The sequence below is a fragment of the Streptomyces cavernicola genome (assembly GCF_029968035.1).
GTDB lineage: Bacteria > Actinomycetota > Actinomycetes > Streptomycetales > Streptomycetaceae > Streptomyces > Streptomyces cavernicola.
This window is the reverse complement of record NZ_JASCIQ010000006.1, coordinates 175681-190952: the sequence shown is the minus strand read 5'-3', so window position 1 is coordinate 190952 and position 15272 is coordinate 175681. Positions and strand designations below refer to the sequence as shown.

Genomic DNA, 15272 nt, shown 5'->3' with positions numbered 1-15272 from the left:
TGTGGGGGTGCGGCTCGCTCAACCGGGGCCGCACCAAAGGGAGTTCAGGACGTCACGCGCTTACGCAAGTTCTTCCGCAAGACATTGCATCGGTTTTACGTTCCCGGCGGAGACTCCGGTCCGGCCGGCCGAGAGCCCCGCGAGGGGCCCTACGCGCCCGGCCGGTCGGGCCGGTCACCTCCGGGCGCGGGCCGAGGTGGAGCCGCGTACCACCAGCTCCGGCTGGAACACGAACTCGGTGCGCTGCACCGGGTTTCCGTCGATCTCCTCGAGCAGCGCCCCGACCGCGGCCGTGGCCATCGCCTGCACCGGCTGGCGCACCGTGGTCAGCGGCGGGTCGGTGAACGGGATCAGCGGCGAGTCGTCGAAGCCCACCACCGACACGTCCCCCGGCACGGACAGGCCGCGCTCACGGACCGTACGGACCGCGCCGAGCGCCATCAGGTCGCTGCCGCACACCATCGCCGTGCAGCCCCGGTCGAGCAGCGCGGCCGCGGCCGCCTGACCGCCCTCGACGGTGAACAGGGTGCGCTCCACGAGGAGTTCGGCCTGCTCGGGCCCGAGCCCGAGGAACTCGTGCAGAGCGGCCGTGAAGCCCTCGGCCTTGCGCCGCGAGGGCACGTACCGGGTCGGGCCCACCGCCAGGCCGATGCGCTCATGGCCCAGCTCGACGAGGTGGCGTACCGCCATGCGCACCGCCGAGCGGTCGTCGGAAGAGACGCAGGAGACGGGGATCTGCTCGTTGAAGCCGTTGATGAGGACGAACGGCGTGCCGCGCTGCACCAGTTCGCGGTAGCGCGTCGGGTCCGCGGACAGGTCGGCGTGCAGACCCGACATGAACACGATGCCGCTGACGCCCCGCGCCTCCAGATGGCCGACCAGCTCGTCCTCGGTGGCGCCGCCCGGCATCTGCGTGCAGAGCATCGGCGTGTAGCCGTGCCCGGCCAGGACCTGCTCGATGACCTGCGCGAACGCCGGGAAGATCGGGTTGGTCAGCTCGGGGATCACCAGGCCGACCAACCCTGCGCTGCGCCGCTTCAGGCGTACGGGCCGCTCGTAGCCGAGCACGTCGAGGGCGGCCAGAACCCGGTGCCGGGTGGCGGCCGCGACGCCCGCGCGGCCGTTGAGCACCCGGCTCGCCGTGGCCTCGCTGACGCCCGCCTGCACGGCGATGTCGGCGAGGCGCGGCGCGGCGGACCGGACGACGGCCTCCTCCCTCGGCAGGGTCACACCGCCCACCAGACGGCGGTGTCGGCGGGCAGCAGCACCTCGCCGCCCGCAACCTCCTCCAACTCCCCACTGGAGAGCAGGACTTGGCCGGGCGCGGGCAGCCGTACGGCCTCGCCCGTGGCGTTGACCGTGCACACGAAGCCGGGCCGGGCGAACGCCAGGACTCCCTCGGGCGTGTCGAGCCACTCGACCGACTCGCCGGCGCCGAGCCCCGGCTGCGCGCGGCGTACGGCGAGCGCCCTGCGGTACAGCTCCAGGGTCGAGTCGGGGTCGCCGCTCTGCGCCTCGACGCTCAACTCGCCCCAGCCGTCCGGCTGCGGCAGCCAGCTGCCCCCGGCCCCGAAGCCGTACGAGGAGCCCTCGACGGTCCACGGGATCGGCACCCGGCAGCCGTCACGGAAGCCGTCCTGGCCTTCGGCGCGGTGGAACGACGGGTCCTGGCGCACCTCGTCGGGCAGGTCGGTGACGTCGGGCAGGCCGAGCTCCTCGCCCTGGTAGAGGTAGGCCGAGCCGGGCAGGGCCAGCATCAGGAGGGTGGCGGCGCGGGCGCGGCGCAGGCCGAGTGCGCGGTCGCCGGGGGTGCGCAGCTGGGTGCCGGCGCCGGGCGGGTTGGCGAGGCGGGTGGCGTGCCGGGTGACGTCGTGGTTGGAGAGCACCCAGGTGGTGGGGGCGCCGACGGGGCGCATCGCGGCGAGGGAGCTGTCGATGACGGCGCGCAGCTCGCGTGCGTCCCAACTGGTGCCCAGGTACTGGAAGTTGAAGGCCTGGTGCATCTCGTCGGGGCGGACGTAGTGCGCGGTGCGCTCCACGGTGGGCGTCCACGCCTCGGCGACGAGCACACGGTCGCCCGCGTATTCGGCGAGGACCTGGCGCCAGCTGCGGTAGATCTCGTGCACGCCGTCCTGGTCGAAGAACGGCATCACGTCGTTGCCGAGGAGCTTCAGCTGGTCGCCGCTGCCGATGTCGGGCAGCCCCTCCGCCTTGACCAGGCCGTGGGCGACGTCGACGCGGAACCCGTCGACGCCCATGTCCAGCCAGAACCGCAGGATGGAGCGGAACTCGTCGCGTACGGCGGGGTGTTCCCAGTTGAAGTCGGGCTGCTCGGGCGCGAACAGGTGCAGGTACCACTCCCCGTCCGCGACGCGGGTCCAGGCGGGGCCGCCGAAGATGGACTCCCAGTCGTTGGGCGGGAGTTCGCCGTGCTCGCCCTTGCCGGGGCGGAAGTGGTAGCGCTCGCGCAGCGGCGATCCGGGGCCCTCGGCGAGGGCGCGCTTGAACCAGTCGTGCCGGTCGGAGGAGTGGTTGGGCACCAGGTCGACGATGACGCGCAGGCCGAGCGCGTGGGCCTCGCGGAGCAGCGCGTCGGCGTCCAGGAGGTCGCCGAACATCGGGTCGATGGTGCGGTAGTCGGCCACGTCGTAGCCGCCGTCGGCCTGCGGCGACGCGTAGAACGGGCTGAGCCAGACGGCGTCGACGCCGAGGTCGCGCAGGTGCGGCAGGCGGGCGCGGATGCCGGCCAGGTCGCCCATGCCGTCGCCGTTGCCGTCGGCGAAGCTGCGCGGGTAGACCTGGTAGATGACGGCGTGGCGCCACCAGTCGGAGGCCTTGGCTGCGGTGGGTTCCGTGGGCGTGGGGGCGGCGGCAGGGGCAGCGAGATGCTGGGTCATGTCTTCCCTGGGTTCGTGTGGGGTGGGCGGCGCGTGGGTGAAGTCGCGAGGTGTGCTCAGGACTTCATCGCGCCCGCCGTGAGTCCGGAGACGAGGTGCCGCTGTGCGAATCCGAAGATCACCGCCGCGGGTACGGCCACGATCACGGCCGCCGCGGTCAGCGAACCCCAGTCGCTGGTGTACTGGTTGACGAAGGTCTGCAGGCCGCCCGCGAGCGTCAGGTTCTCCTCGCCGGTCATGAACGCGGAGGCGTACGCGACCTCGGCCCAGCCGGTGATGAAGCTGTAGAACCCGGTGACGGCGAGGCCCGGCTTGGCGAGCGGCACGATCAGCCGCCAGAACGTGCCGAAGGGGTTGAGCCCGTCCACCCGGCCCGCCTCGTCGATCTCGACGGGGATGGAGTCGAAGTAGCCCTTCATCATCCAGGCGCAGAACGGCACGGCGATCGTCAGGTACGTGATGACGAGGCCGACCGGCTGGTTGAGCAGTCCGAGGCTCGCGAGAAGGTTGTAGAGCGGCACGATCAGTACGGCCACGGGGAACATCTGCGTGATCAGGAGCAGCCACATCAGCGGCCGCATGCCGGGGAACTTGAAGCGGGAGACCGCGTATCCGGTGGTCGCGGAGATGAACACGCCGATGACGGTGGTCAGTCCGACGACCAGGAGGGAGTTGCCGAGCCAGCTGAGGAAGTACGTGTCGCTCAGGACGTGGTCGTAGTTGCCGAGGGTGAAGTCCTTCACCAGGGCGGTGGAGAACGCCTCGCTCTTCGGCTTGAACGACGTCACGAGCAGCCACATCGGCGGCAGTACGGCGACGGCCGAGGCGATGAGCAGCGTCACGTGCAGGACGACGGAGGCGAGCTGCCCGCGCTCACCGCGCGGCCTGAACTTCCTTGCAGCGGTGGCTTGTTCGGTGGTCATGGCGGTCACCACACCTCTCCCTGCTTGCGGAGCGCGCGGCGGTAGATCACCGCGAAGAACGACAGGAGCAGCAGGATGAGCACGCCCCAGGCGGCGGATCCGGAGAAGTCCCGTGGGCTGACGACGAAGGAGAGGCGATAGGCGTACGTCACGAGGATCTCGGTGGCGTCGCCCGGCCCGCCTCTGGTGAGCAGGAAGATCACCGGGAACATGTTGAAGGTCCAGATGGCGCTGATGAGGACCACGGTGCTGCTGACGGTGCGCAGCCCCGGCAGGGTGATGTGGCGGAAGCGCTGCCAGGCGTTGGCGCCGTCCATCTCCGCGGCCTCGTACAGCTCGCCGGGGATGGACTGGAGTCCGCCGAGCATGGCGACGAGCATGAAGGGCACGCCGAGCCAGACGTTGACGGTGATGACGGAGAGCTTCGCCCAGGTGGGGTCGTTGAGCCACGGGATCGCGTCGATGCCGCCGCCGGCGAGGAGCTGGTTGAGGATGCCCTTCTTCTCGTTGAAGAGCAGCCGCCACGTGAACACGGACACGAACGCCGGGACCGCCCAGGGCAGGATCAGCGCCATCCGGTAGTAGGAGCGGCCCGCCAGCTTGCGGTTGAGCATGGTGGCGAGGGCCAGGCCGAGCGCGAAGGACAGGGCCACGCAGGACACGGTCCACACCACGGTCCAGCCGAGCCGGTCCCAGAACACGCTGTCGCTGAGGATCGCCGTGTAGTTGTCGAGCCCGACGGACTCGTACGTGGCGGGTATGTGGTTGACGCCTATGTGGCGTTCGACGTTGGCCTCGTTGGCGTTCGTCGTGGACAGGTAGACGCCGCGGACCAGCGGATATCCGACGATCACGCCGATGACGAGGACCACGGGGGCGACCATGCACCACGCGTACCAGTGGGTGGACAGCGAGCGGCGCAGCCGTCCCGGATTCTTGCCGTCGTGGCGCCCCGGGCCGCGGACGCTCTTCGTGTCCGCGGCCCGTGCCACAGGCCGGCCGGTGTCGACAGCCATGGGGCGTTCAGCCCTCCTGTTCTTCACGTTCCCGTGCTTCACGTTCCTTGAAGGGCTTCGGGTTACTTGTAGTCCTTGAGGAGCTTGCGGTACGCGTCGCCGACGCCCTTCGCGCCCTCGGCGGGCTTGGCCTTGCCGCTGAGGACCTTCTCCAGCTGGAGGCGGATCGGCTCGAACAGGGCGTTGCTCTCCGGGATCCACGGCCGCTCGACGGACTTCTCGACGGCGGGCTTGAAGAACTGCACCATCTGGTTGTCCTTGACGGACTGCTGCTCGTACACGGAGGTGCGGGTGGGCAGGAGGCTGAGCTTCTCGGTGGTCTGCTGCTGCACCTTCGCGGAGCTCATGTACTTGATGAACTCGTAGGAGGCGTCGAGGTTCTTGGACCCGGCGTAGGCGGCGAGGTTCCAGCCGCCCTGCGGGGAGCCCTGGCCGCCGGAGGTGCCGGCGGGGACGGGGGCGACGCCGAGGTTGCCCTTGTCGCTCTTGAACTCCTTGCCCTGCAGGGCCCCTTCGATGGACCAGGGGCCGTCGAGGGCCATGGCGACGTCGCCGTCCTTGAAGGCGTTCAGCTGGTTGTTGTAGCCGTCGCTCGCGTCGGTGACGGCGGCCTTGGAGTCGACGAGGTCCTTCATCACGGAGAACGCCTTGGCACCCTCCTCGTCGTCGACGGTGACCTTCTTGTTCTTGGCGTCGAGCAGGTCACCGCCCTCGCCGTAGAGGTACGGGAGGTAGTAGTACGGGTCGTCGCCGCGCAGGTAGAGGGCGGTGGCGCCGGTCTTCGACTTGATCTTCTTCGCGGCGGACTTGATGTCGTCGACGGAGGTGGGGACGCCCACGCCGGCCTTCTTCAGGAGCTTCTTGTTGTAGAAGAGGGCGAGCGTGTCGATGGTCTGCGGTGCGGCGTAGGTCTTGCCCTGGTACTTGGTGCTGGCCGCGGCCTGCTTCAGGTAGTCCGTCTCGTCGTCGAGTGCGGCGGTGTCGTCGAGCGGCGCGAGGTAGCCGAGCGAGGCGAAGTCCTGCGTCCAGGCGACCTCGGTGCGCATCACGTCGGGGGCGCCGGAGTTGCCGCCGGCGGCGTTCTTGAACTTGGCGTTGGCCTCGCCGAACGGCACGTTGACGTAGCGCACCTGGACGCCGGGGTGCAGCTGCTCGAAGCCCTTGGCGAGCTTCTCGTACGTGGCCTTCTCGGCGTCGTTCGAGGTGTCCCAGAAGGTGACGGTGCCGGAGAGCTTGCCGCCCTTGCCGCCGCCCTGGGTGCTCTCGCCGCCCCCGCAGGCCGTCGCTGTGATGGCCAGGGCCGCGATCAGCCCGGTCGCCGCTGTGCCACGCCGCATGTGAACTCCTTCAACTGATCCCGGAACAGAGGGAGATCGCCCCGGAAACGGGCATCTCCTGCGGGCCGCTCTCGACGCGGCGCCGGGTTGCCAGGAACGTAACAGCGATGAAAAGCCGCCGAAAGACCTTGCGAGAAATTTCTGCAAGGAACCGTGATCGTTACGCCCGCGTGTCCTGCGCATTGCACTGGTTCCCGCCGCCACAGGCCCGGCATACCCCCGTAAAACCCGGAGATAATCTCGCAATTACCCGATCACGGACGGCGACAACCGGCCGCCGACCTCCCCTGGATCCGGCCGACGGACCTCTGCAAGAGGCTTGCAAGAACCTGTCAGGAAGAGCGTGCAAGGGCGGTGGGCAAGCCGACGGATGGCGGGTACAGTCCGCCCATGACCGCACGGCTCGTCGACATCGCAGCCCAGGCGGGGGTCAGCGAGGCCACCGTCAGCAGGGTCCTCAACGGCAAACCCGGCGTCGCCGTGACCACCCGCGAGGCAGTGCTCGCCGCCCTGGACGTCCTGGGCTACGAGCGCCCGGTACGGCTGCGCCGCCGCAGCGAGGGCCTCGTCGGCCTGATCACCCCGGAGCTGGACAACCCGATCTTCCCGGCGTTCGCCCAGACCATCGCCCAGGACCTGACCCGCCAGGGCTACACGCCCGTGCTCGCCACCCAGACCCCCGGCGGCTCCACCGAGGACGAGCTGACCGAGATGCTCGTGGAGCGCGGCGTCAGCGGCATCGTCTACGTCTCGGGGCTGCACGCCGACACCACCGCCGACACCGGCCGCTACGAGGCGCTGCGCGCCAAGGGCGTCCCGTTCGTCCTGGTCAACGGCTATGCGCCGGCCGTCACGGCGCCGTTCGTGTCGACCGACGACCGGGCCGCGGCGCGCCTCGCGGTCAGCCACCTCGCGGCGCTCGGCCACACCCGTATCGGCCTGGCCGTGGGCCCGCGGCGGTTCGTGCCGGTGATCCGCAAGATCGAGGGCTTCCAGAGCGCCCTGCGGGAACGCCTCGGCCTGGCGGAGGCGGACACGGCGGACCTGGTCCAGCACTCGCTCTTCACCCTGGAGGGCGGCCAGGCGGCGGCCGCGACCCTGCTCGCCCGCGGCTGCACGGGCATCGTCTGCGCCAGCGACATGATGGCGCTCGGCGCGATCCGCGCCGCCCGCGACCTGGGCCTGCGCGTCCCGGACGACGTCTCGGTGGTCGGCTTCGACGACTCCCCGCTGATCGCCTTCACCGACCCGCCGCTCACCACGGTCCGCCAGCCCGTGCACTCCATGGGCCAGGCCGCCGTCCGCGCCCTCCTCGAAGACCTCGCGGGCACGCCCGCGCCACCCGGCGAGTTCCTGTTCCAGCCGGAGCTGGTGGTACGCGGATCCACGGGCGCGGGCCCGCGCAGCTGAACTCCCTTACTCCGACGGCGAGTTGACGCCCCCGTACACCCACTCGCACTCCTCGCCCAGCTCCCGGACCCGTACGAACCCGGCCTTGCGGTAGAAGCCCAGCGCCCGCTCGTTGTCGACGTGCACGAGGAGGCGGACGCGGCGCACGCCGTCCTGCGCGCGGGCCCAGTCGACGGCGGCCCGGAACAGGTCGGCCGCCACCCGTCCGCCCCGGTGCTCGGGCCGCACGAACACCGCGACGAGGTGCGCCTGCCGCTCGGCGATCCGCTCCCCCATGAAGTCCTCCGTGCCGGGCTCCTCCAGGATCACCGTCACCGTGCCCGCGAACCCGCTCCCCGGGCCTTCGGGGCTCTCGGCGACGAACTGGCGGTGGGGCCCGCCCGCGGAGGAACGCGCGGTGCGGTCCTTCCAGTGCGCGTCGGACCGCGCCTGCGCCTGCTCGTAGGTCTCCATGAACGCGATGGCGGCGAGCGGATCGCGCAGCGCGGCGAGGCGCAGTTCCTTGGCGGCGCTCCACTCGTCGGCGCGGACCTCGCGCACGGTGGTGTCGGCGGTGTCGGCGGTGGTCATGGCGTCCATGGTTCTGCCGCACCGCCCGCGACGGCAACCCATTTCCGTCGGCATCCTGCCGTTCCCGCTGGTCAGGGGCGCGCCTTGGACGTTCCGCCGAGGTGGCCCGGCGGCCCTGGGCGGGACTGCGTCTTGCCTGCGCGCGGGCCGAGCGCCTGGACTGCCGAGGTCACCGCAAGGAACAAGGGAACAAGGAAGCAAGGAGCACCTTCATGCTCGACGGCTGCACGCCCTGGCCCGAGGAGTTCGTGGACCGCTACTGGGCGGCCGGGCACTGGAGCGGCTGCACGCTCGACAACCTGCTGCGCCTCTGGGCCCTCGACCACGGCCCCCGCACGGCGCTCGTGCACGGCGCGACCCGGCTCACGTACGCGAACCTGGACCGGCGCGCGGACCGCATGGCCGCCGGGTTCCGGCTGCGCGGCATCCGGCCCCGGCAGCGGGTCGTCGTGCAGCTGCCGAACGTCCCCGAGTTCGTGGTGGCCCTCTTCGGACTGCTGCGCGCCGGCGCGGTGCCGGTGCTCCTGCCGCTCTCGTACGAGGCGCCTGAGGTGGCGCGTGTCGTACGGCTCACGGAGGCCGTCGGCTATGTCTGCCCCACGGCGTACAACGGCGTCGACCACATGGCGACGGCCGCCGCCATCGCCGCCCAAGGCCCTTATCTGCGGCGGGTGTTCACCTTCGACCCACCGGGCGCGTCCGCGTACGGCGGCGGGCTCAGGACCGACGTGTCGGGCTGCCACTACGCCCCGCTCGGCTCGGTCGACGCACCGCCCGAGCCCGCGCCGCCGCTCGGCGCCGACGACGTGGCGTTCCTGCTGCCCTGCGACGACAGCACGGCCGCGCCCACGCTCGTGCCGCGCACCCACGACGACTACGCGTACCAGGCGCGGGCCGCGGCGGACGCGGCGGCGCTCACCGCGGACGACGTGTACCTGGCCGCGCTGCCCGCCGCTTCGGCCTTCGGCCTCGGCGGCCCTGGCGTCATCGGCACGCTCTGCGTGGGCGGCACCGTCGTCCTGGCCGAGGACGCCGACCCGGGCGTGTGCCTCCCGGCCGTCGAGCGGGAACGGGTCACGGTCACCTCGCTCACGCCCGCCGCAGTCGACCACTGGATGTCTCAACTTCCCGCTGTGCGGGCCGACTTGAACAGCCTGCGGCTCGTGCAGGTGGGCGGCGGCCCGTTGCCGTACGCGACCGCCCAGCGGATCGGCACGACCCTGGGGTGCGGCCTGCAGCAGGTGCACGGCACGGCGGCGGGGCCGCTCACGCTCACCCGCCTCTCCGACGCGTACGAGACGGTCCTCGGCACACAGGGACGCCCACTCTCCCCCGACGACGAGATCCGCATCGTCGACGCCCACGGCAGCGACGTACCGCCCGGCGAACCCGGCGAGCTGCTCTTCCGCGGCCCCTACACCCCACGCGGCCACTACCGCGCACCCGAACACGACGCGCGCGCCTTCACACCGGACGGGTTCCTCCGCACGGGGACGGCGGCGCGGGTCCTGCCGGACGGGACCGTTCTCCTCCTCTGACTCCGACTCCGACTCCGACTCCGGGCCCCGTATCGCGCTGAGGCGCTCGCCCTCGAACTCCCACGGCTACCGCTGAAGGCCTTCGCGTGCCGGGTCACCGCACGGCGGACGGTGAACTCGCTTCCCGCGCAAGCACGTTGGGGGTGCCCGACCCGTCAGCCGGAACCGTCCAGACGTCGCTCTTGCGGCCACCTTCACCGCTCGGCAGCGCGTACGCAAGGGTGTCGTCGTCGAGCCAGGCTGCCTGGTCGTCCACGTTGCGCCGCTCGGCGACGGGGTGTTCGTGCATCGTGCGCAGGTCGAGGACGTACAGCCGCCACGGGTCCGAACTCCCTTCCCGTACCCGCTTCTTGAACGCGATGCGGGTGCCGTCCGGGGACAGGGACGGGCACTCCACGTTCGTGCGCAGGGCGCGCGCGGACCAGCGGCGCATGTCGCCGCGGACCAGGTACGTCCGGCCCTTGGTGGAGACGGTGGCGTAGAAGCGGTTGTCGTCGTCGGCGAAGGTGACACCCCAGTAGTTGACGTCCGGGGAGTGGTAGCGGCGGCCGTCGACGGTGAGGGGGATCTCCTCCATGTTCTTGACGAGGTAGCCGGTGCGGGTGTCGAGGATCGAGGTGCGGGTGGAGAAGGACGAGCCCGCGTAGGAGTCGCCGGTGGCGAACATGGTCCAGGACAGCATCCGGCCGGAGGCGGACACGCGCGCCCGGTCGGGGATGCCGGTGAGCGCGATCCGCCGCTTCTCGCGCAACTCCCGGTCCAGGACGACCGCGTACGACTTGGGCGGGATGCCGGGCCGCCGCTGCAGGCAGAGCGCGGTGCCGCCCGCCGCGTAGAACCGCGCGCAGGCCGGACCGCCACCGGTTCGGCGCTGCCCGGCCTTTTCCGGGGCGTCCAGGGGTACGTGGGCGATGCGTCCGTCGTCCGTGCCGCCGCGCTCGTCGCGTACGTACAACTGCCCTGCCGTGAGGCCGAACTCCGAGGCTGTGGCGGCCGGTTGGGCGCGGCGGGCGGCCTGCACGGTGTAGGCGACGGCGACACCCGCCAGGACGGCGGCGGCCAGGGCGACGGCGAGGACGCGGGTGCGCAGGGAGGCCCTCGGGGTGAGGTTCATGACGCGGCACCTTCCGAACAGGCGTCTGCTGTCCGCGCGTTGAAGTGATCGGGCCTTCCGGATTCGACGCCCCGCAACAGCCACGCCGCCGCGCTGAGTGCCACGAGCAGCGCCAGTACGGCCGCCGTCAGGGCCGTGGTCGTACCCCACCACGTCCATGCCGCGCCGAACCCGGCGGCGGCGAGGAGGCGGCTGAGGGCCTGGCCCGTCTGCACCACGGCAAGGCCGGCGGCGCGGCGTTCTGTCGGCAGGAACGGCCCGGCGAGCGCCATCAGGACGCCGTCGGTCGCCGCGTAGAAGACGCCAACGAGCAGCAGGACGCCCACGAGGAGCGCCGTGCCGCCGAGCGGGGTGAGGAGCAGGGCGTACGCGGCGGCGAGTGCGGCATGGCCCGCGAGGAACGGCACGCGGCGGCCGATGCGGTCGCCGAGCCGGCCCGCGGGCACGGCGAGCAGCAGATACACGGCGGCCGCGCCGAGCGGAAGCAGCGGGAACCAGCTCTCGGCGAAGCCGATCCGGCGCTGCAGCAGCAGATACACGAACGCGTCGCCGACGGTGGCCGCCCCGAGCACCGCGGCGGCTGCGAGGATGCGGCGGAACGAAGGGACTTTCAGCAGGTCACGGGCGCGCGAAGGGGAGGCCCGGGGGGTGCGTGTCGCCGCGCGCGGCAGGTCCCGGCGCCCCGGCACGAACGCCACGAGCAGGAGCACACCGAGCAGCCCGCAGCAGAAGCTGACGACGAACACCGCGTCGTACGCGTCGGCCGTGGCCCACAGCAGGGCGAACGCGGCGAGCGGGCCGAGCAGCGCACCGGTCGTGTCCATCGCGCGGTGCACGCCGAAGGCGCGGCCGAGTTGGTCGGGCGGGCTGCTCAGCGAGATCAGCGCGTCGCGCGGCGCGGTCCGTACGCCCTTGCCGATCCGGTCGGCCGCGAGAGCCGCGCCGATGCCCGCGGTGGCGCCGCCCGCGAGGAGCAGGCCGAGGCGGGAGAGCGCGGAGAGGGCGTAGCCGCCGCCGGCGACGAGTTTGTGGCGGCCGCCGCGGTCGGCGGCGTGCCCGCCCGCGAGCCGCACGACGGCGGTGACGGCGTTGTAGAGACCGTCGAGGAAACCGAACTGCAGCGGGGACAGGCCGAGTTGGAGAACGAAGTAGAGCGGGAGCACGGCCGTGACCATCTCGGATGAGATGTCGGTGACGAGGCTGACCGCGCCGAGCGCGAGGACGGGTCCGGCGACACGGCCGCGCCGGGGCGCACGGCCCGAGGTGGCGCCCGCGCCTGTGGTGGCGAGATACATACGCGCCTGTCGTTCTATGGGTCAGTGGCACATGTATGACGGGCTGGTGTCGGCTGCCTGCCCGTCGCTGCCGATGAGCTGCCAGTCGAATCCGTCGTCCCCGAAGTTCAGCTTCACCACCCCGAAGGTGTCGGTGATCTGCTTCTCGCTGTTCGGCTGCACCTCCTCGATCTTGTACGGGTGGGCTCCGCCGGTGCCGGCGAGGATCTCGACGATGCCCTGCGGGTCGGCGTTGCCGTCGGCGTCCTGCGGCGCGAACCGCTCGTAGTGGTGGTCGTGGCCGTTCAGGACGAGCTCGGCGCCCGCGTCGTCGAGCAGCTTCCACACCGGGCGGCCGACGGGGTCGTTGCCGTGCTCGCCGGAGGAGTACAGCGGGTGGTGCCAGTACGCGGCCACGCACTTCTTGTCGTTTGCGGCGAGGTCGGCCTTCAGCCAGTCGAGCTGCGCGTCGTCGTCGAAGCTGTTCGAGTCGAGGGCGACGAAGTGCCAGTTGCCCTGGTCGTAGCTGTAGTAGCTCTTGCCCTCGGGGTAGGCGACGTCCCCGAAGTACGCCTTGTACCCGGCGAGCGGCCCGTCCGGGTCGTACGTCTCGTGGTTGCCCGGCACCGGCCGCGTCTTGTCCTTGAACGCGCCCCAGGTCGTGTCGTAGTAGCGCTCGAAGTCCTGGAGGCGGGCGTCGTCGTACTGGTTGTCGCCCATGGTCATGACGAACGACGGGGCGATCTTCTCGACCTGCGCGGCGGTCTTCGGGTGCTCGCATCCGCTGTCGTCGGCGGTGCACTGCTCGGCGATGTCGCCCACGGCCACCGCCGTGAAGGCGGCGCGCGGCCGCTGCGCGGGCGCGGCGTCGGCGGCCCCGGCGGGCGACCAGAGCAACGCGCCCTCGACGACGGCGAGCGCGCCGCCGAGCGCGGCGGGAATCACGAACTTCCGCTTCCGGAACGGGGATTCGGGACGGCGGGCTATGTGCGTACGGGTGATGTGGCTGCGCGACATGGGGGGTCTCCTCGGTCGGCGTGGGGGGAGCCGTCGCGAGGAATCCTGGCGATGCGCCATGTACGCGTCAAGATACCGGGACGCACTTTGTTAGGAAACTTTACTACCACTCAACTGCCGTCACCGGCAGCGGCGTTGCCCCGCGAACCTGCTCTGGATCTTGGTCCGTCCGCGTGCACCGACGGCCGGGATTCCGCCCGTTGTCAGTGGCGCACGCAAGACTGGGGAGTCGGGCAGTCCGACGCTTCGAGGAGGAGAAGGACGATGACAGATCTTGAACTGGCGGCGGTGCAGGCGTACGTGAGGCTCGTGAAGGGCGTGCGTGCGACGCTCGACGACACGTCACATCCCGCAGGCGCGCCACCCCTGCTCCACGAACCCATGGCCGAGACCGACCGCGCACTGCGGGCGGCGGGCTTGGCCGGCAACGAACAGCGCCTGTTCCAACTGGTGGCGGACCTGATGGCGGAGAACGGGGTACGGCAGGGGGCGTAGGGGGCCTTCGGGGTTGAGGGGACCCGGAACCCGGGACCCGGGACCCGAGGGCGGGGCACCAACCCCCGCCCCCACCCCCGGAGTTCATGCTCAAGCCACCAGCAGTCGGAGGCCGAGCTCTGCCGCGTCAAGGGCGACGAGGTCGCGGTTGCGTTCTGCCCAGCAGCCCGAGGCGAGGTCGTCGCGCAGGCCCTCCACCGCCCGCCGCTCGGCCTCCGCCCCGACCCTGGTCCAGACGGACACCGCGCGGCGCACCTGCTCGTCCAAGTACGCCTCGGGCCGCCGCCAGTGGGCCTCGAAGAAGCCGTCGGTGCAGTCCCAGGGGACCAGCACGGGCTCAGCGCGGCCGCCGATCGCGCGGGTCAGGTCGGCCAACGAGGGCCAGTCGGCGAGGAGTTCGCCGAACTCGGGCAGGTAGTCGCGGGTGAGCCAGAACCGTTCGAGCCACCCGGTCGTGCTCGCGTCGTACGTGAAGACCACCACGCGCCGGGCCACGCGCCGCATCTCCCGGAGGCCGGCGACCGGGTCCGGCCAGTGGTGGACGGTGCTGACCGCCATCGCGGCGTCGAAGGACCGGTCCTCGAACGGCAGGTTCTCCGCGCTCGCCGCCACACACGGAGCCGCGCCCGCCGGACGCTGCGCCCGCATGACCGCCGACGGCTCCACCGCCGTCACGTCACGGTCGCGGGGCTCGTACGAGCCGGTGCCCGCCCCGACGTTGAGGACGGTCCGCGCGTCCCCGAGCGCCTCCCAGATCCTGGCGGCGATCCGCGGCTCGGTGCGCCGCGTCGCCGGGTAGGCGGACCCGATGGTGTCGTACAACTCCGCTCCGAACACCTTGAGTTGCTCCTCCGGCGTGGTCCTGACCCCCATGGCACGCGCCTCCAGTTCCCGATCGATGGCCGTCACCATGGCCGCGGCCCGGTCGCGCTGGTCGAGGAGGAGGCCGCGCAGCCGGCGCAGGTGGGCGACCGCGTCGGTGGCCGGATCGTCGACGAGAGCGGCGATCTCGCGCAGCCCGAAGCCGAGCCGCCGGTAGGCGAGCACCTCCCGCAGACGCTCCACGTCGCCGGCCGCGTAGGCCCGGTACCCGCCGGCGGTCCGCGCGGACGGCCGCACGAGGCCGATCCTGTCGTAGTGATGCAGCGTACGAACGGTCACACCGGCCAACTCGGCCACCCGCCCGACGGTCAGACGCTCCAGCTCCTCCATGCAACGGACTATGCGGCATGACGTGACGTCAGGGTCAACGGCGCCTGGATCCGTCCGACCTGCACTCGGGAGGGGGCGAGGCGGGAGGGCTACCGCTCAGCCCGGCTGGTGTGCGTGGGGGGGGGGGAGGCCGGTGACCGAGAACCAGCCCGTCCAGCGCTCGGGGGCGAGGCCGCAGGCCGGCGATCCAGCCCGTCCGGCGCCTGAGGACGAGGCCGCAGGCCGATGAAGGGGGCTGGGGCGGAGCCCCAGGCGGGGTCCGGGGCGGCAGCCCCGCGGACAGCACCCCGTACGACGGTGCGGATCGCCCGACCCGAACCCCGCAGACCGAGCCCCGCGCAACCAGACGGAACGGTCGACACAAGCCCCCGACCAAGGCCGGCCAAGCCCGACAAGAGCTCGGCCGGACCTCGCGGAACCGTCGACCCGAGCCCCGAAAAACAAAGCCGCTCATCCGCGCACCCCACAT

The 15272-nt window shown here is 71.6% G+C and carries 13 protein-coding genes; 3 read left to right on the top strand and 10 right to left on the bottom strand.

The genetic code is table 11. The annotated features are described in order from the left end of the window. Nucleotides 1-174: 174 nt before the first annotated feature. From QIS96_RS08140 to QIS96_RS08120, 5 genes are all read right to left on the bottom strand, one after another. On the bottom strand, nt 175-1239 hold the full coding sequence (locus QIS96_RS08140; protein ID WP_282541738.1) for a LacI family DNA-binding transcriptional regulator: 1065 nt from the start codon (nt 1237-1239) through the stop codon (nt 175-177). Then, nucleotides 1227-2897, bottom strand: coding sequence for a glycoside hydrolase family 13 protein (locus tag QIS96_RS08135; protein WP_282541737.1), 1671 nt, complete (start codon nt 2895-2897; stop codon nt 1227-1229). The genes QIS96_RS08140 and QIS96_RS08135 overlap by 13 nt, the downstream gene beginning before the upstream one ends. Before the next feature lie 56 nt (nt 2898-2953). Continuing rightward, nucleotides 2954-3820, bottom strand: coding sequence for a sugar ABC transporter permease (locus tag QIS96_RS08130; RefSeq protein ID WP_282541736.1), 867 nt, complete (start codon nt 3818-3820; stop codon nt 2954-2956). 5 nt (nt 3821-3825) lie between these two features. Beyond that, a complete protein-coding gene (locus QIS96_RS08125) occupies nt 3826-4836 on the bottom strand; it encodes a carbohydrate ABC transporter permease (RefSeq protein ID WP_282541735.1) in 1011 nt (336 codons plus the stop codon). Between the two features lie 62 nt (nt 4837-4898). Continuing rightward, entirely contained in the window at nt 4899-6173 is a 1275-nt protein-coding gene (locus QIS96_RS08120; protein WP_282541734.1) for an extracellular solute-binding protein, read from the bottom strand. 390 nt (nt 6174-6563) lie between these two features. Between QIS96_RS08120 and QIS96_RS08115 the strand changes: the two genes are divergently transcribed. Beyond that, the gene (locus tag QIS96_RS08115; RefSeq protein WP_282541733.1) at nt 6564-7583 is read left to right on the top strand and encodes a LacI family DNA-binding transcriptional regulator; all 1020 of its coding nucleotides are present in this window, start codon (nt 6564-6566) and stop codon (nt 7581-7583) included. 6 nt (nt 7584-7589) lie between these two features. Here the strand turns inward: QIS96_RS08115 and QIS96_RS08110 are convergent, their stop codons facing one another. Continuing rightward, nucleotides 7590-8153 carry a GNAT family N-acetyltransferase gene (locus tag QIS96_RS08110; RefSeq protein ID WP_282541732.1) on the bottom strand — a complete coding sequence of 188 codons (564 nt, stop codon included), beginning with the start codon at nt 8151-8153 and terminating at the stop codon, nt 7590-7592. Nucleotides 8154-8365: 212 nt separating this feature from the next. Here QIS96_RS08110 and QIS96_RS08105 point away from each other — a divergent pair, with 212 nt between their 5' ends. Next, the gene (locus QIS96_RS08105) at nt 8366-9691 is read left to right on the top strand and encodes an AMP-binding protein (protein ID WP_282541731.1); all 1326 of its coding nucleotides are present in this window, start codon (nt 8366-8368) and stop codon (nt 9689-9691) included. Between the two features lie 94 nt (nt 9692-9785). Here QIS96_RS08105 and QIS96_RS08100 read toward each other — a convergent pair whose 3' ends face one another. From QIS96_RS08100 to QIS96_RS08090, 3 genes are read right to left on the bottom strand one after another with little or no spacing between them, the layout of a single operon-like run. Further along, nucleotides 9786-10805 (bottom strand): TolB family protein, encoded by a 1020-nt coding sequence (locus QIS96_RS08100; RefSeq protein ID WP_282541730.1) that lies wholly within the window; start codon nt 10803-10805, stop codon nt 9786-9788. After that, entirely contained in the window at nt 10802-12100 is a 1299-nt protein-coding gene (locus QIS96_RS08095) for an MFS transporter (protein WP_282541729.1), read from the bottom strand. Before QIS96_RS08095 ends, QIS96_RS08100 begins: the two co-directional genes overlap by 4 nt. Nucleotides 12101-12121: 21 nt before the next feature. After that, nucleotides 12122-13096: a metallophosphoesterase family protein gene (locus tag QIS96_RS08090; RefSeq protein ID WP_282541728.1), complete on the bottom strand. Its 975-nt coding sequence runs from the start codon at nt 13094-13096 to the stop codon at nt 12122-12124. 264 nt (nt 13097-13360) lie between these two features. Here QIS96_RS08090 and QIS96_RS08085 point away from each other — a divergent pair, with 264 nt between their 5' ends. Continuing rightward, on the top strand, nt 13361-13591 hold the full coding sequence (locus QIS96_RS08085) for a hypothetical protein (RefSeq protein WP_282541727.1): 231 nt from the start codon (nt 13361-13363) through the stop codon (nt 13589-13591). A 90-nt stretch (nt 13592-13681) separates the two neighbouring features. Here QIS96_RS08085 and QIS96_RS08080 read toward each other — a convergent pair whose 3' ends face one another. Further along, nucleotides 13682-14803 carry a MerR family transcriptional regulator gene (locus tag QIS96_RS08080; RefSeq protein ID WP_282541726.1) on the bottom strand — a complete coding sequence of 374 codons (1122 nt, stop codon included), beginning with the start codon at nt 14801-14803 and terminating at the stop codon, nt 13682-13684. Nucleotides 14804-15272: the final 469 nt, after the last annotated feature.